The sequence below is a fragment of the Achromobacter sp. NPDC058515 genome (genome assembly GCF_042721735.1).
Classification (GTDB): Bacteria; Pseudomonadota; Gammaproteobacteria; order Burkholderiales; family Burkholderiaceae_B; genus Achromobacter.
Genome location: NZ_JBHXNI010000025.1, coordinates 1 through 15256, shown reverse-complemented (window position 1 = coordinate 15256; position 15256 = coordinate 1). Strand labels below are relative to the sequence as shown.

Here is a 15256-nt window from a genome sequence, read left to right as displayed (position 1 = left end):
CCGCTTGCGGGGCCGTTTGCTTGCAGCCGTTGCTACGTGCCTTCCCAGTGCGGGCCGGGCACGGCGATGTCGAAAAGCTCCAGCACGCGCGCCACGGTGTGGTCCACCATCTCTTCGATGGACGCGGGCCGGTGATAGAACGCCGGCAGCGGCGGAAACACAATGCCGCCCATCTCGGTCACCGCCGTCATGTTGCGCAGGTGAGCCAGGTTGAAGGGCGTCTCGCGCACCATCAGCACCAGGCGCCGGCGTTCCTTGAGCGTGACGTCGGCGGCGCGGGTGATGAGGTTATCCGACAGGCCGTGGGCCACCGCCGCCAGCGTGCGCATGGAGCACGGCACGATCACCATGCCCGCGGTCTGGAACGCGCCGCTGGCAAGCGTGGCGCCCACATCGCGCACGCTGTGGACGTGATCCGCCAGCGCGTAGACGTCGTGGCGGCTGACATCCAGCTCGTGCTTGATGTTCAGCACGCCGGAGGCCGACACCACCAGATGCGTCTCGACATCGTCCACGCCGCGCAGCGCCTGCAGCATGCGCACCGCGTAGAGCGCGCCGGTGGCGCCCGTGATGCCGATGACCAGTCGCCGCATGGAGGCCTTAAGCCGTTGCGCCGGATTGCTCCAGCAGCGTCTTCAGTTCGCCGGACTCGTTCATTTCATTCATGATGTCCGAGCCGCCGATGAACTCGCCGGCCACGTACAGCTGCGGAATGGTGGGCCAGTTGGAGAATTCCTTGATGCCCTGGCGGACTTCGTCGTCCTCCAGCACATTGACGGTAACCAGCTTCTTCACGCCACAGCCCTTCAGGATCTGAATGGCCTTGCCGGAAAAGCCGCATTGCGGGAACTGGGCGGTGCCCTTCATGAACAGCACGACGGGGTGCTGGGTCACGGTTTCGCGGATGAATTCTTGAACGTCGCTCATGGTGGTCTCTTGGACAGGCATAACGGAATACGCCAATTATAGGTACAGCGGGGAAAACCGCCCGGATTACCCCGGGGCCCCGCCGGTTTATCCGGAAAATCAGGGGTTGGCGGCCTGTAACAGGCCGGTCGCCTCAGCAGCCGCAGACCAGGTGTCTGACACCCGGACCAGGTGTCCGACACCCGCCGGAGACAGACTTCAGCTTGCACGGGTGACCCAAGGGTGTCAGACACCCATCAGATCCAAGGGTGTCAGACACCCATCAGGAGACACCCATCAGGATCGCCGGCCGCCGGAGATCCGCTCGATCCCGGCCAGGTCCTGGCGGCTGTGCACGTCTTCAAACCCGGCCGCCGCCAGCAAGCCACGCACCGCCTGCGCCTGGTCCCAGCCATGTTCCATCCACAGCGCCCCGCCCGGCTTCAGGTGCCGGCCGGCGCCCTGCACGATGCGGGCCAGGTCTTCCAGCCCGCCCGCCCCGTCGGTCAGCGCGCCACGCGGCTCGAAGCGCAGGTCGCCCTGGTCCAGGTGCGGGTCGTCGCTGGCCACATAGGGCGGGTTGGACACGATCAGGTCGAAGCCTTCGCCCGCGGGCACGGCCTCGTACCAGTTGCCTTCCACGAACCGCACCGACGCGGCCAGGTCCCAGGCGTTGGCGGCCGCCACGGCGAGCGCGGCGGCGCTGACGTCGGACGCCATCACCCGCGCATCGCGGCGCGCCAGCGCGATCGAAATCGCGATCGCCCCGCTGCCCGTGCCCAGGTCCAGCACGGCGGGCCCCGCCACGCCGGCCACGCACTCCAGCGCGGTCTCCACCAGCACCTCGGTGTCCGGGCGCGGGATCAGCACGTCGGGCGTCACCCGGAACACATGGCCCATGAATTCGCGCTGGCCCAGCAGATAGGCCATGGGCTCGCCGGCGATGCGCCGCAGCGCCAGGGCCTCATAGGCCGCCGCCACTTCGGGGCTCAGCGTATCGGTGTCATGCGCCAGCAGCCAGGCTCGCGGCTTGCCCAGCACGTGCTCCAGCAGCATGCGCACTTCCAGGCGCGGCAGGCGGGCGTCGAGCAGCAGGCTGTTGAGCTGGGGCATAGTCATTGCGCCCGCCTCAGATGTCGTCGCCCAGGGCTGCGAGCTGCTCGGCCTGGTGCTCGGCGATCAACGCGCCCGTCAGCTCTTCCAGATCGCCTTCCATGATCTGCTGCAGCTTGTACAGCGTCAGGTTGATGCGGTGGTCGGTCACGCGACCCTGCGGGTAGTTATAGGTGCGGATGCGCTCGGACCGGTCGCCCGTGCCGATCAGGCTCTTGCGCTCGGCGGCTTCCTTGCTCTGGCGCTCGCGTGTTTCCTTGTCCTTCAGCCGCGCGGCCAGCACCTGCATGGCCTTGTCCTTGTTGCGGTGCTGCGAGCGGTCGTCCTGGCACTCCACCACCAGGCCGGTCGGCAAGTGGGTGATGCGCACGGCCGAGTCGGTCTTGTTGATGTGCTGGCCGCCCGCGCCGCTGGCGCGGAAGGTGTCGATGCGCAGATCGTTCGTGTTGATGACGATTTCCGACATCGCGTCGGCTTCCGCCATGATGGCCACGGTGCAGGCCGACGTGTGGATGCGCCCCTGCGCCTCGGTGGCGGGCACGCGCTGCACGCGGTGCGCCCCCGATTCGAACTTCAGGCGGCCATAGGCCCCGTCGCCGTCGATGCGCGCAATCACTTCCTTGTAGCCGCCCAGCTCCGACGCGCTTTCCGACATCAGCTCCACGCGCCAGCCGCGCTGTTCCGCGTAGCGCGTGTACATGCGCAGCAGATCGCCGGAGAACAGCGCGCTTTCGTCGCCGCCCGTGCCCGCGCGGATTTCCAGGAACACGCTGCGCCCGTCATTGGGGTCGCGCGGCAGCAGCAACAGCTGCAGCGCGGCTTCCAGCGATTCCAGCTTGCCGCGGCCGGCCTTGATCTCGTCCTCGGCCATGGACTTCATGTCGGGATCGGACAGCATTTCCTGCGCGGTCGCCAGGTCTTCCTCGGTGCGCGCGAAGGCGGTGAACGCCTCGACCACGGGCTCCAGCTCGGCGCGTTCGCGCGAGAGCTTGCGGAAGCGGTCCATATCGGACGCGGTTTCCGGTTCGGCGAGCAGCGCGTCAACCTCGATCAGGCGATGACACAGATGCTCCAGCCTGCTGCGCATGGAAGATTTCATGGGGGAATGACCAAAGAGGAAACAGGAGCAGCGGGCGTCCACAAGAACGAACGCCCGCCAGGAGGCGGGACGTGGGACAGCGCCGCTAACGGCGGGAGTCGCGGCCGGGGAAGAGGCGCGGCATCCAGGCAAGCAACTGCTTGCGATCGTCGCCTTCGCTGCGGTTCAGCGCCGCAAGCGGACCATGCAGGTATTTTTGAGTCAGGCCGTGAGCCAGTTGTTCAAGCACGGCCTCGGGCGATTCGCCCCGCGCCAGCAGGCGGCGGGCGCGCTCCAGCTCGGCGGCGCGGACGTCTTCGGCGGCCTGGTGCAGGTCGCGGATGACGGGCACCACTTCGCGGGACTGCATCCAGTGCATGAAGCCCTGGACGCGGGTTTCGATGATGGCTTCGGCCTGCACCACCGCGGCGCGGCGCGCATCGGTGCCGGTCTGCACCAGGCGGCCCAGGTCGTCCACCGAGTACAGATAGACGTCGTCCAGGCGGCCGACTTCGGGTTCGATGTCGCGCGGCACGGCCAGGTCGATCATGACCATCGGGCGGTGGCGGCGCAGGCGCGTGGCCCGCTCCACCATCCCCAGGCCGAGGATGGGCAGGGAGCTTGCCGTACAGGAGACGATGACGTCGAACTCGGACAGGCGGTCCGTCAGGTCCGACAGCTTCATGGTGCTGGCCGAGTAGCGGTTGGCCAGGATCTCGGCGCGTTCGGCCGTGCGGTTGGCCACCACCATGCTGCGCGGGCGCTGCGCGGCAAAGTGCGTGGCGCACAATTCGATCATTTCGCCCGCGCCGATGAACAGCGTGCGGGCCTGGTCCAGGTTGCCGAACACGCGTTCGGCCAGGCGCACGGCGGCGGCGGCCATGGACACCGACTGCGCGCCGATGGCGGTCTGCGACCGCACTTCCTTGGCCACCGAGAAGGTGCGCTGGAACATCTGATGCAACAGGGTGCCGAGCGACCCGGCTTCGCCGGCGGCGCGCACGGCGTCCTTCATCTGGCCCACGATCTGGGTTTCGCCCAGCACCATGGAATCCAGGCCGCTGGCCACACGGAAGGCGTGGCGGACGGCGTCGTCCTGGTGATGGCGATAAAGGTGCGGGCGCAGCGTGCCGGCGTCCAGGCGGTTGTGTTCAGCCAGCCAGGCGGGCAACTGATCGGCCACGTGGCCGTCGGCCGCGCAGTAGATCTCGGTGCGGTTACAGGTGGACAGGATGGCGGCTTCGCGGACAGAACCGCCGAACGCCGAACGCAGGCCTTCAAGCGCGGGCTTGACCAGATCAACGGGCATGGACACGCGTTCGCGGACCGATACCGGCGCGGACGTGTGATTCAGACCGAAGGCAAGGACAGCTACCGACATGTGAGAGGGGGGGCTGGAGCCACCCGCGGCTAAGCGTTAAGAACTGCCACTATAAGAACAACGCGCTACGGCTGGCTTGTCGCGCATCAAGGGCGCGCCACCGTCAAGCCGTAACAGCAGACCGCTTTTGATTATACCCCTGCGGGTTATCCCCAGACCAATCCGGCCCCCAACCGCGACCTTGCGCCGCACCTTTCGTGCCGCGCAGCCAACAGTCCGGCCGACGATCTGCTGCCGGCGCTCTTCGGATCCGATGCGAAAAATATTCAACTTTTTTCGCGCCGGCTGGCGCAAGTCTGAAAAACTGTGTATAGTTGCGGACTTCGTTGGCCTGGTAGCTCAGTCGGTAGAGCAGAGGATTGAAAATCCTTGTGTCGGTGGTTCGATTCCGCCCCAGGCCACCAGAATTAAAAAAGCCCAGCCCGTACAAAATACGGCTGGGCTTTTTGCTTTGCGGCGCAACGAACGCGCCTTCCTCTTCGCGCAATGCCGCATCGGCACGCGCCTGCCGTTTTCCATCCCCCTTCAAGCGCGCAGCATTTCGCGATATTGTGAGATGCCGCCGCTGCGGTCCGTCCCTGTCCCCAGCAGCAAGTCCTTAGCCGCAGTCCGTAGCCCGTAGCCCGTCCGTACCCCTCACGGAGTCGCGATATGCGCGTTCGCGCACGAGTTCTCTTCTGCATGCTTGCGATGGCCCTGGGGTTGGCGCGCCTGGCGCACGCGGCGGACACGCCCACGCCTGCCGCGCCCACGGAGCAGCCGATCCCGGCCATACAGATGGCGGACATTCCCCTGCGGGCGGACACCGACTTGCGCTATGCCGAAGGGGTGCTCCAGCGCGCCGCCACGGCCGATCCCGCGGCCGCGTTCACGCCCACCCTTGACGCGATCGCCAAGTCCGCCGACGAAAAGCTATATGAATTCCAGCCGGCCCAGCTTCGCAACCTGCCCATCATGCGGCTGGAAAGCCTGGAGCGGCATTGGCTCTTCGACGCCCGTCGGCTGGCGCACTGGCACGCCGACATGCGGCAGGCGACCGCCTGGTACGCCAGCGACGCGGCGGAGCTGCTGCGGCGGCGCACGGCATGGCAGGCGATCAAGGACGCGCCCGGCGCCGTCGGCCTGCCGCCCGCCCTGGCCGACCGGGTGAACGCGGTGGTGGCGCAACTGACGGCCGCGGGCGAGGCCCTGTCCGGCCCGCTGTCCCGCCAGGTTGAACTCGAGCAGCGCGCCAGCGCCATCGAGGAGCAGATCAGGGCCGGCGAGCGCTCGGTGGCCGAGGCGATCAACTATGTCGACGCGCGCCTGCTGCGCGTGGATTCGCCGCCGCTGTGGGCGCTGGGACAGGCGGCCGGCTCCGGCGAAGACACGCTGACCCTGCTGCGCACCGGGCTGGACATCGAAGTCCGCTTCGCGCGGGAGTATGGCGCGGCCGACAGCGGCAACCAGCGCGCCCTGCACGCGCTGCAGGTGCTGCTGCTGCCGCTGCTGCTTTGGCTGGCCCACAAGAGCCGCCACGCGATCCGCGCGGGCGTCATGAGCGAGACGGCCGCGGGCGTGCTGGGGCGGCCCATTTCCACCTGGCTGCTGCTGTCCATGCTGGGCGTCCTGGCCCTGGAGCCGGATGCTCCGCTGATGGTGCAGCAGGTCGCGCTGGTGCTGGCGGCCATCCCCGTGCTGCGCCTGCTTCCGCCGTCCAGCCGCCGGCAGCTCGACCAGTGGCCCCATGCCATCACCGGCCTGTTCCTGGCGGAGCGGCTGGGGTTCCTCTTCCTGGCCAATACCCTGTTCTACCGGCTTTCCACCGTCGCCCTGGCTGCGCTGGCCCTGACCGCCATCCTCTGGCTCCTGGCCCGCGGCAGGCGCCAGGAGCACCCCGTCGCGTCCGCGCGGCTGGTCCGGGCGCTGCGCGCCGTGGCGTGGGCCGCGGTCGTCCTGCTGTGCGTGTCGCTGGTCGCCAATCTGTTCGGCAACGTCTCCCTGTCCGAGATGCTGACCAGCGGCGTCATCGGCAGCGGGTACTTCGGGCTGGTGCTGTATGCCGGCGTGACGGTCATCATCACCTTGCTGCAGTTGCTGCTGGCGCGCCAGGGTATTTCGCGCTTCCGCCTGGCGCGCGAACACGCGCCGCCCCTGGTGCAGCTGCTGATCCGCCTGCTGACGGCCGCCGCCGTTGTCGGCTGGGCCGTCTACGCGATGGACCGCTTCCGCGTGCTGCGCTCGACCTACGCATTCGCGGCGCAGGTGCTGTCCTACACACTGGCCTTCGGCCAGATCTCGATCAGCCTGGGCAATATTCTGGTGTTCGTGATCTCGGTGGTGATCGCGTTCTGGGCCGCGCGCACCATACGCCTGATCCTGCGCGACGAGGTCATGACCCGCATGTCGCTGCCGCGCGGCGTGGGCAACAGCATCGCCTCGCTGACGTACTACCTGGTGCTGCTGCTCGGCCTGGCGGTCGCCCTGTCGGCGGCCGGCTTCCAGACCAGCCAGCTGACCATCGTGTTCGGCGCCCTGGGCGTGGGCATCGGCTTCGGCCTGCAGAACGTGGTGAACAATTTCGTGTCCGGCCTGATTCTGATGTTCGAGCGTCCCATCCAGCCGGGCGACGTGGTGGACATCGGCGGCACCTCGGGGCAAGTGCGCGACATCGGGATGCGCGCCACCCGGATCAAGACCTTCGAGGGCGCGGACGTGATCGTACCCAATGGCACCCTGCTGTCGGACAAGCTGACGAACTGGACGATGCTGGACCGCAGCCGCCGCATCGAGATCAGCATCGGCCTGGCCTACGGCACGGAACCCCGGCAGGTGATCGAACTGCTGGACGGCTTGGCGCGGCAGACGGCGGGCATCGTGACCGAGCCCGCGCCGGCGGTGCTGTTCATGGGCTTCGGCCCCGGCACGCTGGATTTCAGCGTGCGCGCCTGGACGTATGACTTCGACCGCTGGATCGACATCCGCAGCGACCTGCTGACGCGGATGTACGACGCGCTGAGGGAGGCTGGCATCGAGATCCCCTTCCCGCAGCGGGACCTGCACTTGCGCAGCATTTCGGAGGAAGCAAGCCATGCGCTGGCCGCAAGCCAGCCCTCTCGCCCGGCCCCGCCCGAGCCCGGCTGACCGGCATGCCGGCGCGGCGGCTGCAACGGGCCGAAGACGGCCCCGCGCCGCTCAAGCCGATGTGGTCACCGGCACCGCCATCCCGTACTTCACCCGGTTCATCACCACCAGCGTGGAGAAGCGCTTGACGTTGGGATTGCCCCAGAAATGGCGCTGGGCGAATACCTCGTATTCGGCCATGTCGCGCATGGTCAGGGTCAACACGAAATCGACCTCGCCCGTGACCGACAGGCATTGCATGATCTCGGGCGCGCCCAGCATGGCGCGCTTGAACTGGTCCAGTTTGTCGGCCCGCTCGCTCTCCAGCGTCACCAGCACCACCATCGTGATTCCCCGCCCCAGGGCGGCGGGATCCACCACCGACACGTCCGCCGTCACCACCTTGGCCTCGCGCAGCCGCTTCATGCGGCGCAGGCAGGACACGGGCGACAGGTTCACGCGCTGAGCGACTTCCTGGCTGGTGCGCTGGTTGTCTTCCTGCAGGCTTTGCAGGATCTGGAGGTCGAAATCGTCTAGTTCCATGGAGGTCTCGGAACGCTTGGGGATCGGGGCGGCACGGCTATCGGCAGATTCTAATCTCGGCCGCGACGGAATCCGGCCCCATTTCGACTGGAAACTTCATTTCGGCCGCCCCCGACGCAGGAAATATTCAGGCCGCTTGCTTACACTGGGAGCCTTCACCCCGCGCCGCGGGACCCTCCGCCGTATCGCGCAATGCCCTCGCTCCAGCTTTTCCTGCTATTTCTTGCCGCCGACGCGGCGCTCAAGCTCACGCCCGGCCCGGACATGGCGCTGACGCTGTCGCGGGGCATGACACAGGGATTCCGGCCCGCCTTCCATAGCGTGCTGGGCAATGTGGCGGCCGGCTTCATCCAGGTGCCCGCCGTGGTGCTGGGTCTGGCGTCCGTGCTGCGCACCTTTCCGACGCTGTTCGTCGGCATCAAGGCGGCGGGCGGCCTGTACCTGGGCTACCTGGGCATCAAGGCGATGATCCGCTGCGCGCAGTCCGCCGACGTGTCGCTGGCGGCCCGCCCGGGCGACGCCCGCGATGCCTTCTGGCAAGGCTTCACGACGAACCTGCTGAACCCGAAGGTGCTGCTGTTCATGATCGCCTTCCTGCCGCAGTTCACCAGTCCGGACAACGGGCCGGTCTGGGTCCAGATGCTGGTGCTGGGCATCACCATGAAAGCGCTCAGCCTGCCCTATGGCAGCTTCTTCGCCTACGGCGCGTCGCGCATCCGCGGCTGGGTCGGGCGAAACCCGTGGTTCTTGCGCATGCAGCAAGGCCTGCTGGGCGCCATCATGCTCGGGCTGGCGCTGTATGTGCTCTACTCCACGGCCGTCAATCCGGCGCCTTGAGCCCCGCCGGCGCCTCCGTCGCTTTTCCCGAACCGCCCCACGCATCGAGCCACACCCCGTCCTCATGACCGCCGCGACCTTGAACAACAGGCACAACGCCTCGTCCTCCATGCTGCTTCCCACGCTGTCGCTGATCGGCGCGATGGCATCCCTGTGCATCGGCACCTCGTTCGCCAAGTCGCTGTTTCCCGAAGTGGGCGCGCAGGGCACGACGGCCTATCGCATCGTCATCGGCGCCATCATCCTGCTGGCCTTCTGGCGCCCGTGGCGCTTTCCGCTGACGCGCGGCAACGCGGCCAGGATCGCCCTGTACGGCGTCACCCTGGCCTGCATGAACCTGCTGTTCTACATGGCGCTGCGCACCCTGCCGCTGGGCGTGGCCATCGCCATCGAGTTCACCGGGCCGCTGACGCTGGCCGTCGTGCTGTCGCGGCGCGCAATCGACTTTGTCTGGATCGCCTGCGCGCTGGCCGGGCTGGTGCTGATGATTCCGACCGGCCAATCCATCCACGACCTGGATCCGGAGGGCATCGCCTATGCGCTGGGCGCCGCCGTCTGCTGGGCGCTCTACATCATCTTCGGCAAGATGGCGGGCCATGTCCATGGCGGACAGGCGACGTCGCTGGGGCTGCTGGCGGCCACCATGGTCGTCCTGCCCGTGGGCGCGGCCCACGCGGGCATGGCGCTGCTTGACCCCAAGCTGATCCTGGCCGGCATTGCCGTCGGCGTGCTGTCCAGCGCGCTGCCCTACTCGCTGGAAATGGTGGCGCTGCGCCGCCTGCCGCAAAAGACCTTCGGCGTGCTGCTCAGCATGGAACCCGCCATGGGCGCGCTGGCCGGCGTGATCGTGCTGAACGAACACCTGACCCAGACGCAGTGGCTGGCCATCGGCGGCATCATCGTCGCCTCCGCGGGTTGCGCGGCGACGGCGCAGCGCGGCCGCAAGCGTCCGGCGGCCGGCTAGCCGTTCTGGCGGCGTCCGGCGCCGCCAGGCACGCCACTAGCGCTTTACGCGTTCAACCAAAGCCGGGCTCGCGCTGCGGCGGCGCCAGCGCATCGAAGTCTTCCCAGTGGTTGTTGCGCCATCGGCCGTTGGCGTGTTCCACGTCCGCGCCGCCTGCATCGCGCAGGATGCGGCAAGCCAGCATTTCGCGTTGCGGGCGGGTCCGCACGGCGACCATCACGCCCGCCTGGCGGATTTCGGCATGGGCATCCGGGTTGAAGTGGCCGTGCTGAGTGCTGCCGTGGCCCGTCACCCAGAGCGCGCCAAAAAGCGATCCCAGATAGGCCCCCACACCCGCGGCTGCCAGGATCGCGGCGATCGAATCGCTGAACTCCGACGCCACGAAACCGCCCACGACGGCAAACACCGCGCCTACCCCGCCCGCGCCCAGGTACGCGCCCATGTCGGCGCGCCCCGAGTCCGGATCGGAACGGCGGTCGCCCCCAAAGGGGTAGCGGCCGTGCTCGCCGGCGGGATTCACGTAGAAGGTATGGATATCCCAGTCGGGAAAGCCGCTGAGGCCCAGGCGCTGGACCGCGCCCTGCGCCGCCTCGAAGCCCTCGAATCGGGCTGCTACGATCAGAGACATGGCAATCTCCTCGCCCGGGCATCCGGGCAGGATCGACATGGCTTTATCGTACGCCCGCCTCGCGTGCAAGGCAGCGCCGGTTACACCTTGCGGCGGCTGTTACCGCCGCCGGGTTCACTCCGCCGAAATGCCCTTGTGGCGGATGACCGCGCCCCAGCGCTCGTGCTCCTGGCGGGCATAGGCGGCGAATGCCTCGGGCGTGCTGCCGGTGGGCTCCATGCCCTGCAAGGTCAGTTGCTTGACCACGTCGGGCGATTGCAGCGCCTGCACGATCGCCTGGCTCAGTTTTTCGACGATGGGAGCCGGCGTGCCGGCCGGCGCCACCACGCCCTGCCACGCCGCCGCTTCGAAGGCCGGACCGCCCGCCTGGGCGAAGGTCGGCACGTCGGGCAGCTGTTCCGAACGCCGCGCCGCCGGCACGGCAATGGCGCGCAGCTTGCCCGCCTGGATCAGCGGACGGGCGGCGGCCAGGTCGGCCATCATCATCGGCAACACGCCGGCGGCCACATCCTGCAAGGCGGGCGGCGTGCCCTTGTAGGGAATGGCCATGGCTTGGCCCTTGATGGTTTCCAGGAACAGTTCCATCGCCAGATGATGCGGGCTGCCGACGCCCAGGGACGCATAGCTGCCCGGCTTGTCGCGCTTCAGGTAGGCGGTCACGTCCGCCAGGCTGTGCAGCCCGGAATCCGGGGCGACGACCAGGACGATGGGCAGGGCCACCAGGGTGGAAACCGGCGTCAGGCTCTTTTGCGGATCGTAGGGCAGCTTGCTGTACAGCCAGGGGTTGAGCGCCAGCGTGCTCATGCCCGCCGTCAGCAGCGTGTACCCGTCAGGGGCGGCCCGGGCGGTTTCCTGCGCCGCAACAATGGTGGCGGCGCCCGGCCGGTTCTCGACCACCACCGGCTGCCCCAGGGTCTCGCCCACATGCTTGGCGACGATGCGGGTGGCAATGTCGCTGCCCCCGCCCGCGCTGAACGGCACCAGCCAGCGTATGGGGTGGTCGGGATAGCCGGCGGCCGGCGAGGCGAACGGAGCGGCGGCCGCGCCGGTCAACGCCACCGCCAACAGCGCGCGCCGCATGCCTGTGAACATGATGTTGTCTCCTGCCCTACTCGATGTAATTGAGATGCAGACTATATATCGGCGGCGCTCAGGCGCGGGCGGCGCCCAGCCAGCGCAGGCCGGCGGAGGTCGAACCCGCCGGCCGGTACTCGCAGCCGATCCATCCGCCATACTGCAATTCGCGCAGCACCCCGAACACCCAGCCGTAGTCCAGTTCGCCGCGATCGGGTTCCTGCCGCAGGGGCACCCCGGCGATCTGCAGATGGCCGACCCGCCCGGTGGGCAGATACTGCCGGAGCTTCATGGTGACATCGCCCTCCACGATCTGGCAGTGGTACAGGTCCATCTGCACTTTCAGGTTGGGCGCGTTGACCGCCTGCACGACCGCATGCGCTTCGTCCTGGCGGTTCAGGAAGTAGCCGGGGATGTCTCGCGTATTGATGGGCTCGATCAGCAGGGTGACGCCGGCCGAGCGGGCCTCGCGGGCCGCCCAGTCCAGGTTGTCCTGGTAGCAGTCCAGCATGGCCTGGCGCGAAGCGCCCGCCGGGACCAGGCCCGCCATCACATGGACATTGGCGCAGGACAGCGCCGTCGCGTAGCACAGCGCCTGCTCGATGCCCGCCTGGAATTCCGCCTGCCGGCCCGGCAAGGCGGCCAGGCCGCGCTCGCCGCGCGCGGTGACGCCGGGCGGCGCATTGAAGAGCACCTGCGCGACGCCGGCCGCGTCCATGCGCTCGCGCACGAAGGCGGCGGGCGCCTCGTAGGGAAACATGCATTCCACCCCCGCATAGCCGTCCGCGGCGGCCGCCGCATAGCGGTCCAGGAACGCATGTTCCGTGTACATCATCGACAGATTGGCGGCGAACTTCAGCATGGCGGGCTCCTGGCGCATTCAGCCGCCGCCCACGGCGGCCTCCGGGGAAAATATCACAGCCCGGCGCCGCCCCCCAACCAGGATCAATACGTCATGCGCACGCCCAGCATCACGCTGCGCCCCGGCAAGGGCGCCACCGACGAGATGAACGAGGCGTGGTTGTACGCCAGCTTGTTCAGCAGATTGGTGCCCCGCAGGTAGACCTCATAGCCCGTCTCGCCGTACTGGCCGCGATAGGCCACCACGGCGTTGACCATGTTGTAGCCCGGCGTGCTTTCCTCATAGGCGGCAATGTCCTTCTGCGCGAACACGCGGGCGTATTCGACGCCGCCCGACCACTGGTCCCACTTCACGTTGCCCCGCAAGCCCGCCCGGGCGGCCGGGATGCGCGGCAGATTGCCGTCGCCGCCGGTCAGCTTGCCGCGCACGTAGTCGCCGAACACGGCCGCCGAGAACACCGGCGTGAACTGGTGCCGGATCTCCCCTTCCACGCCAGTGAATTCCGCATCGCGCTGCGTGTACTCGATCAGGCGGAAGTTCTCGTAGCGGTCCAGCGTGTTGGCATAGATATAGTTCTTCACGCGGTTGTGGAACACGCTGGCGGAGAACGTCGTGTCGCCCGAGTGCTTGCGCAGCGTCAGGTCGATGTTGTGCGACGTTTCGCGGGTCAGGTCCGAATTGCCCAGTTCATACGTATTGGTGGCCAGGTGGACGCCATCGGCATACAGCTCCTGGGCGGTCGGCAGACGCTGCGAGCGCGACAGCGACAGGGCCACCGAGTACTGCGGCGCGAAGTCCCAGATGGCCGCGGCCGACAAGGAGGTGCCCGACAGGCTGCTGCGCGACGCGCCGCCCGAAGGCGAGATGCGCTGCCAGTCCTGGCGCGCGCCCAGCTCGAAGCGCCAGTCGTTCAACTGGTATTCCTCAAGCACGAACAGGCCGTTTGCGCGCGTCTTGCTGCGCGGCAAAAAGGCCTCTTCGCCATCGGCGCGGAAGTCGCTGTAGGCATTCTGCAGGCCCACCACGCCGCGCCAGCCGGCGATGGGCTTGTGCTGCAGCTCCACCCGCAGGTCGTAGCCCTTGTTCTTGAAGCGGGTGCCGACCTCGCCACCCTCGATCTCATCATGCTGGTAGTCGGTCAGGCCGCCGCGCACGCGGATCTTCTCGAACCCGGCGAACGGATCCTGATATTCGGCGCGCAGGTCCAGGCGGTTGCTGCGCAGCTTCACATAGGGCACGCCGCCATGCTCGTGCTCATGGTCGTGATCGTGCCCCTCCTCGCCTTCGTCGCCATGATCGTGACCGCCGCAATGCAGGTGGGTGCCGTGGGGGTGGCAGCCTTCGTATTCGTGATTGTGCCCCGGCAGGCCGTACTCGCTTTCCAGATGCGTGAACGCCAGGCCGACGTAGCCGCGCGGCGTGATCCACGACATGCCGACCGAGCCCTGCGACGATTCGCTGTATGAGCCTTCGAGCTTGCCGCCCGGCCAGTCGGGCACGTCGTAATCGCTGGTGCGGCGCTTCATGCCTTCCACGCGCACCGCGAACTGGCCTTCGCCCGCCGTGATGCCGACCGCGCCGGCGCGCTCCCGCGTGCCCGTCGCGCCGCGCAGCTCGGCCTCGGCGGCAATGCCTTTCTCGGGCACCTCGGTCGGGATCTTCTTGTCCACCACGTTCACGACGCCGCCGATCGCGCCGCCGCCGTACAGCAGGGTGGCCGGACCGCGCAGCACCTCGATGCGCTCGGCCAGCAGCGGTTCGACGGTCACCGCATGGTCGGGGGAGATGCCCGAGGCGTCCATCACTTCGGAGCCGTCGGACAGCACCTTCACGCGCGGAGCGGTCTGGCCGCGTATCACCGGACGGCTGGCGCCGCCGCCAAAGGTGTCGCTATTGACGCCGGGGAGGTTCTTCAGCGTCTCGCCCAGCGTGCCGCTGCGCTGCTCGATCAGCGCATCGCCCTCCAGCACCGAGGCCGGCTGCGTGGTGCTGTTCAGGTCCAGGCCGAGAGGATTGGCGGACACCGTGATCGGCGCCAGCGTCCTGGCGCGCGGGGCATCCGCCTCGGTCTCCGCCTGCGCGACGGGCGCCATCAGCATCAGCGAGCACACCAGAGGCTTCAATGTGGCCCGGCGGCTCGCCCGCCAGGAAATTGACTTGCCGCTTTCCCTGTTGATCCCCTGCTTCTTGCCTTTCATCTTGCCCTCTTGGATGTTATATCATTACAAACAATTCACGAATGATATAACATTTCATAACTAGCGCAAGGAGGTCCGAGGCCACGCGGCGCGACCGGCGGCAAGGTTTCTGGCCCGCTTCCACAGGCCTGACGCCACGGCGGGGCGTCGCAATATAGCGATGCGCAATTCGCCGTCCAGATCGTTCCAAAAGATAGAGCGGGCCAAATTTGACCCGCCCGGGCCAATTTTGACCCGATGTGATTCCTTATTTATCAAGCACTTAGAAAAAAGCGGGTCAAATTTGGCCCGATTTTTCGTGAAAATCTCGGGTTTTTTGATGCTCTGGTTTTGATAAGAAACTAGAAATCCGTTTGATGGTGTTTAAGCCATTGATTTTAATGGAGTTATTTTTTATTCATTAACTTGGCATGGATTTTGCATATGTCGTCGCATCGCCTCCTTCGGGAAGCTTTCCGGCCCTTCGGGGCCATTTCGACGACAACGGAGTCCGTCATGCCTACCCCCGCCTACATCAGCATCACCGGTAAAACCCAGGGCAACATCACCCAGGGCGCCTTCACCGCCGAC

The 15256-nt window shown here is 67.3% G+C and carries 13 protein-coding genes, 1 tRNA gene and 1 pseudogene; 5 read left to right on the top strand and 10 right to left on the bottom strand.

The window, feature by feature from the left end; genetic code table 11:
- Window positions 1-32: 32 nt before the first annotated feature.
- From ACFWP0_RS28530 to hemA, 5 genes are all read right to left on the bottom strand, one after another.
- Complete coding sequence (locus ACFWP0_RS28530; protein ID WP_377847989.1) at window positions 33-593, bottom strand: UbiX family flavin prenyltransferase; 561 nt, start codon at window positions 591-593, stop codon at window positions 33-35.
- Window positions 594-600: 7 nt separating this feature from the next.
- Window positions 601-927, bottom strand: a complete 327-nt coding sequence (gene grxD, locus ACFWP0_RS28525; protein ID WP_006391696.1) for a Grx4 family monothiol glutaredoxin — start codon at window positions 925-927, stop codon at window positions 601-603.
- Between the two features lie 276 nt (window positions 928-1203).
- Window positions 1204-2019: a peptide chain release factor N(5)-glutamine methyltransferase gene (gene prmC / locus ACFWP0_RS28520; protein WP_377848053.1), complete on the bottom strand. Its 816-nt coding sequence runs from the start codon at window positions 2017-2019 to the stop codon at window positions 1204-1206.
- Between the two features lie 16 nt (window positions 2020-2035).
- Window positions 2036-3118 (bottom strand): peptide chain release factor 1, encoded by a 1083-nt coding sequence (gene prfA / locus ACFWP0_RS28515; RefSeq protein ID WP_377847987.1) that lies wholly within the window; start codon window positions 3116-3118, stop codon window positions 2036-2038.
- Window positions 3119-3203: 85 nt separating this feature from the next.
- Entirely contained in the window at window positions 3204-4478 is a 1275-nt protein-coding gene (gene hemA / locus ACFWP0_RS28510; protein ID WP_377847986.1) for a glutamyl-tRNA reductase, read from the bottom strand.
- 328 nt (window positions 4479-4806) lie between these two features.
- Between hemA and ACFWP0_RS28505 the strand changes: the two genes are divergently transcribed.
- Window positions 4807-4882: transfer RNA gene (locus tag ACFWP0_RS28505), tRNA-Phe, on the top strand.
- 277 nt (window positions 4883-5159) lie between these two features.
- Window positions 5160-7601 (top strand): mechanosensitive ion channel domain-containing protein, encoded by a 2442-nt coding sequence (locus tag ACFWP0_RS28500; protein ID WP_377847984.1) that lies wholly within the window; start codon window positions 5160-5162, stop codon window positions 7599-7601.
- Window positions 7602-7652: 51 nt separating this feature from the next.
- On the opposite strand, the gene ACFWP0_RS28495 is transcribed toward ACFWP0_RS28500, so the two are convergent.
- Window positions 7653-8123 (bottom strand): Lrp/AsnC family transcriptional regulator, encoded by a 471-nt coding sequence (locus ACFWP0_RS28495; RefSeq protein WP_377847983.1) that lies wholly within the window; start codon window positions 8121-8123, stop codon window positions 7653-7655.
- A gap of 192 nt (window positions 8124-8315) precedes the next feature.
- On the opposite strand from ACFWP0_RS28495, the gene ACFWP0_RS28490 reads away from it, so the two are divergent.
- Together ACFWP0_RS28490 and ACFWP0_RS28485 are read left to right on the top strand one after the other, a co-directional pair.
- Window positions 8316-8960, top strand: a complete 645-nt coding sequence (locus ACFWP0_RS28490; RefSeq protein ID WP_377847981.1) for a LysE family translocator — start codon at window positions 8316-8318, stop codon at window positions 8958-8960.
- Between the two features lie 64 nt (window positions 8961-9024).
- The gene (locus ACFWP0_RS28485) at window positions 9025-9924 is read left to right on the top strand and encodes an EamA family transporter (protein WP_377847980.1); all 900 of its coding nucleotides are present in this window, start codon (window positions 9025-9027) and stop codon (window positions 9922-9924) included.
- Window positions 9925-9976: 52 nt separating this feature from the next.
- Here ACFWP0_RS28485 and ACFWP0_RS28480 read toward each other — a convergent pair whose 3' ends face one another.
- The 4 genes from ACFWP0_RS28480 to ACFWP0_RS28465 all read right to left on the bottom strand — a co-directional run bounded on the left by ACFWP0_RS28480 (window position 9977) and on the right by ACFWP0_RS28465 (window position 14587).
- Window positions 9977-10552 (bottom strand): hypothetical protein, encoded by a 576-nt coding sequence (locus ACFWP0_RS28480; protein ID WP_377847978.1) that lies wholly within the window; start codon window positions 10550-10552, stop codon window positions 9977-9979.
- Between the two features lie 114 nt (window positions 10553-10666).
- Window positions 10667-11644 (bottom strand): Bug family tripartite tricarboxylate transporter substrate binding protein, encoded by a 978-nt coding sequence (locus ACFWP0_RS28475; RefSeq protein ID WP_377847976.1) that lies wholly within the window; start codon window positions 11642-11644, stop codon window positions 10667-10669.
- A gap of 58 nt (window positions 11645-11702) precedes the next feature.
- Window positions 11703-12488: a 2-oxo-tetronate isomerase gene (gene otnI / locus ACFWP0_RS28470; protein ID WP_377847974.1), complete on the bottom strand. Its 786-nt coding sequence runs from the start codon at window positions 12486-12488 to the stop codon at window positions 11703-11705.
- An 83-nt stretch (window positions 12489-12571) separates the two neighbouring features.
- Window positions 12572-14587, bottom strand: a complete 2016-nt coding sequence (locus tag ACFWP0_RS28465; RefSeq protein WP_377848051.1) for a TonB-dependent receptor domain-containing protein — start codon at window positions 14585-14587, stop codon at window positions 12572-12574.
- A 594-nt stretch (window positions 14588-15181) separates the two neighbouring features.
- Between ACFWP0_RS28465 and ACFWP0_RS28460 the strand changes: the two are divergent.
- Window positions 15182-15256 (top strand): annotated as a pseudogene (locus ACFWP0_RS28460) (type VI secretion system tube protein Hcp); the annotation flags it as partial.

Excerpts from the sequence above, each read along its gene's own strand:
- ACFWP0_RS28485 (WP_377847980.1), top strand. The coding sequence starts at position 9,025 with ATGACCGCCGCGACCTTGAACAACAGGCACAACGCCTCGTCCTCCATG.
- otnI (WP_377847974.1), bottom strand. The coding sequence starts at position 12,488 with ATGCTGAAGTTCGCCGCCAATCTGTCGATGATGTACACGGAACATGCG.
- prmC (WP_377848053.1), bottom strand. The coding sequence starts at position 2,019 with ATGCCCCAGCTCAACAGCCTGCTGCTCGACGCCCGCCTGCCGCGCCTG.
- grxD (WP_006391696.1), bottom strand. The coding sequence starts at position 927 with ATGAGCGACGTTCAAGAATTCATCCGCGAAACCGTGACCCAGCACCCC.
- ACFWP0_RS28530 (WP_377847989.1), bottom strand. The coding sequence starts at position 593 with ATGCGGCGACTGGTCATCGGCATCACGGGCGCCACCGGCGCGCTCTAC.
- ACFWP0_RS28475 (WP_377847976.1), bottom strand. The coding sequence starts at position 11,644 with ATGTTCACAGGCATGCGGCGCGCGCTGTTGGCGGTGGCGTTGACCGGC.
- ACFWP0_RS28500 (WP_377847984.1), top strand. The coding sequence starts at position 5,160 with ATGCTTGCGATGGCCCTGGGGTTGGCGCGCCTGGCGCACGCGGCGGAC.
- ACFWP0_RS28480 (WP_377847978.1), bottom strand. The coding sequence starts at position 10,552 with ATGTCTCTGATCGTAGCAGCCCGATTCGAGGGCTTCGAGGCGGCGCAG.
- hemA (WP_377847986.1), bottom strand. The coding sequence starts at position 4,478 with ATGTCGGTAGCTGTCCTTGCCTTCGGTCTGAATCACACGTCCGCGCCG.
- ACFWP0_RS28495 (WP_377847983.1), bottom strand. The coding sequence starts at position 8,123 with ATGGAACTAGACGATTTCGACCTCCAGATCCTGCAAAGCCTGCAGGAA.
- prfA (WP_377847987.1), bottom strand. The coding sequence starts at position 3,118 with ATGAAATCTTCCATGCGCAGCAGGCTGGAGCATCTGTGTCATCGCCTG.
- ACFWP0_RS28490 (WP_377847981.1), top strand. The coding sequence starts at position 8,316 with ATGCCCTCGCTCCAGCTTTTCCTGCTATTTCTTGCCGCCGACGCGGCG.
- ACFWP0_RS28465 (WP_377848051.1), bottom strand. The coding sequence starts at position 14,587 with ATGCTGATGGCGCCCGTCGCGCAGGCGGAGACCGAGGCGGATGCCCCG.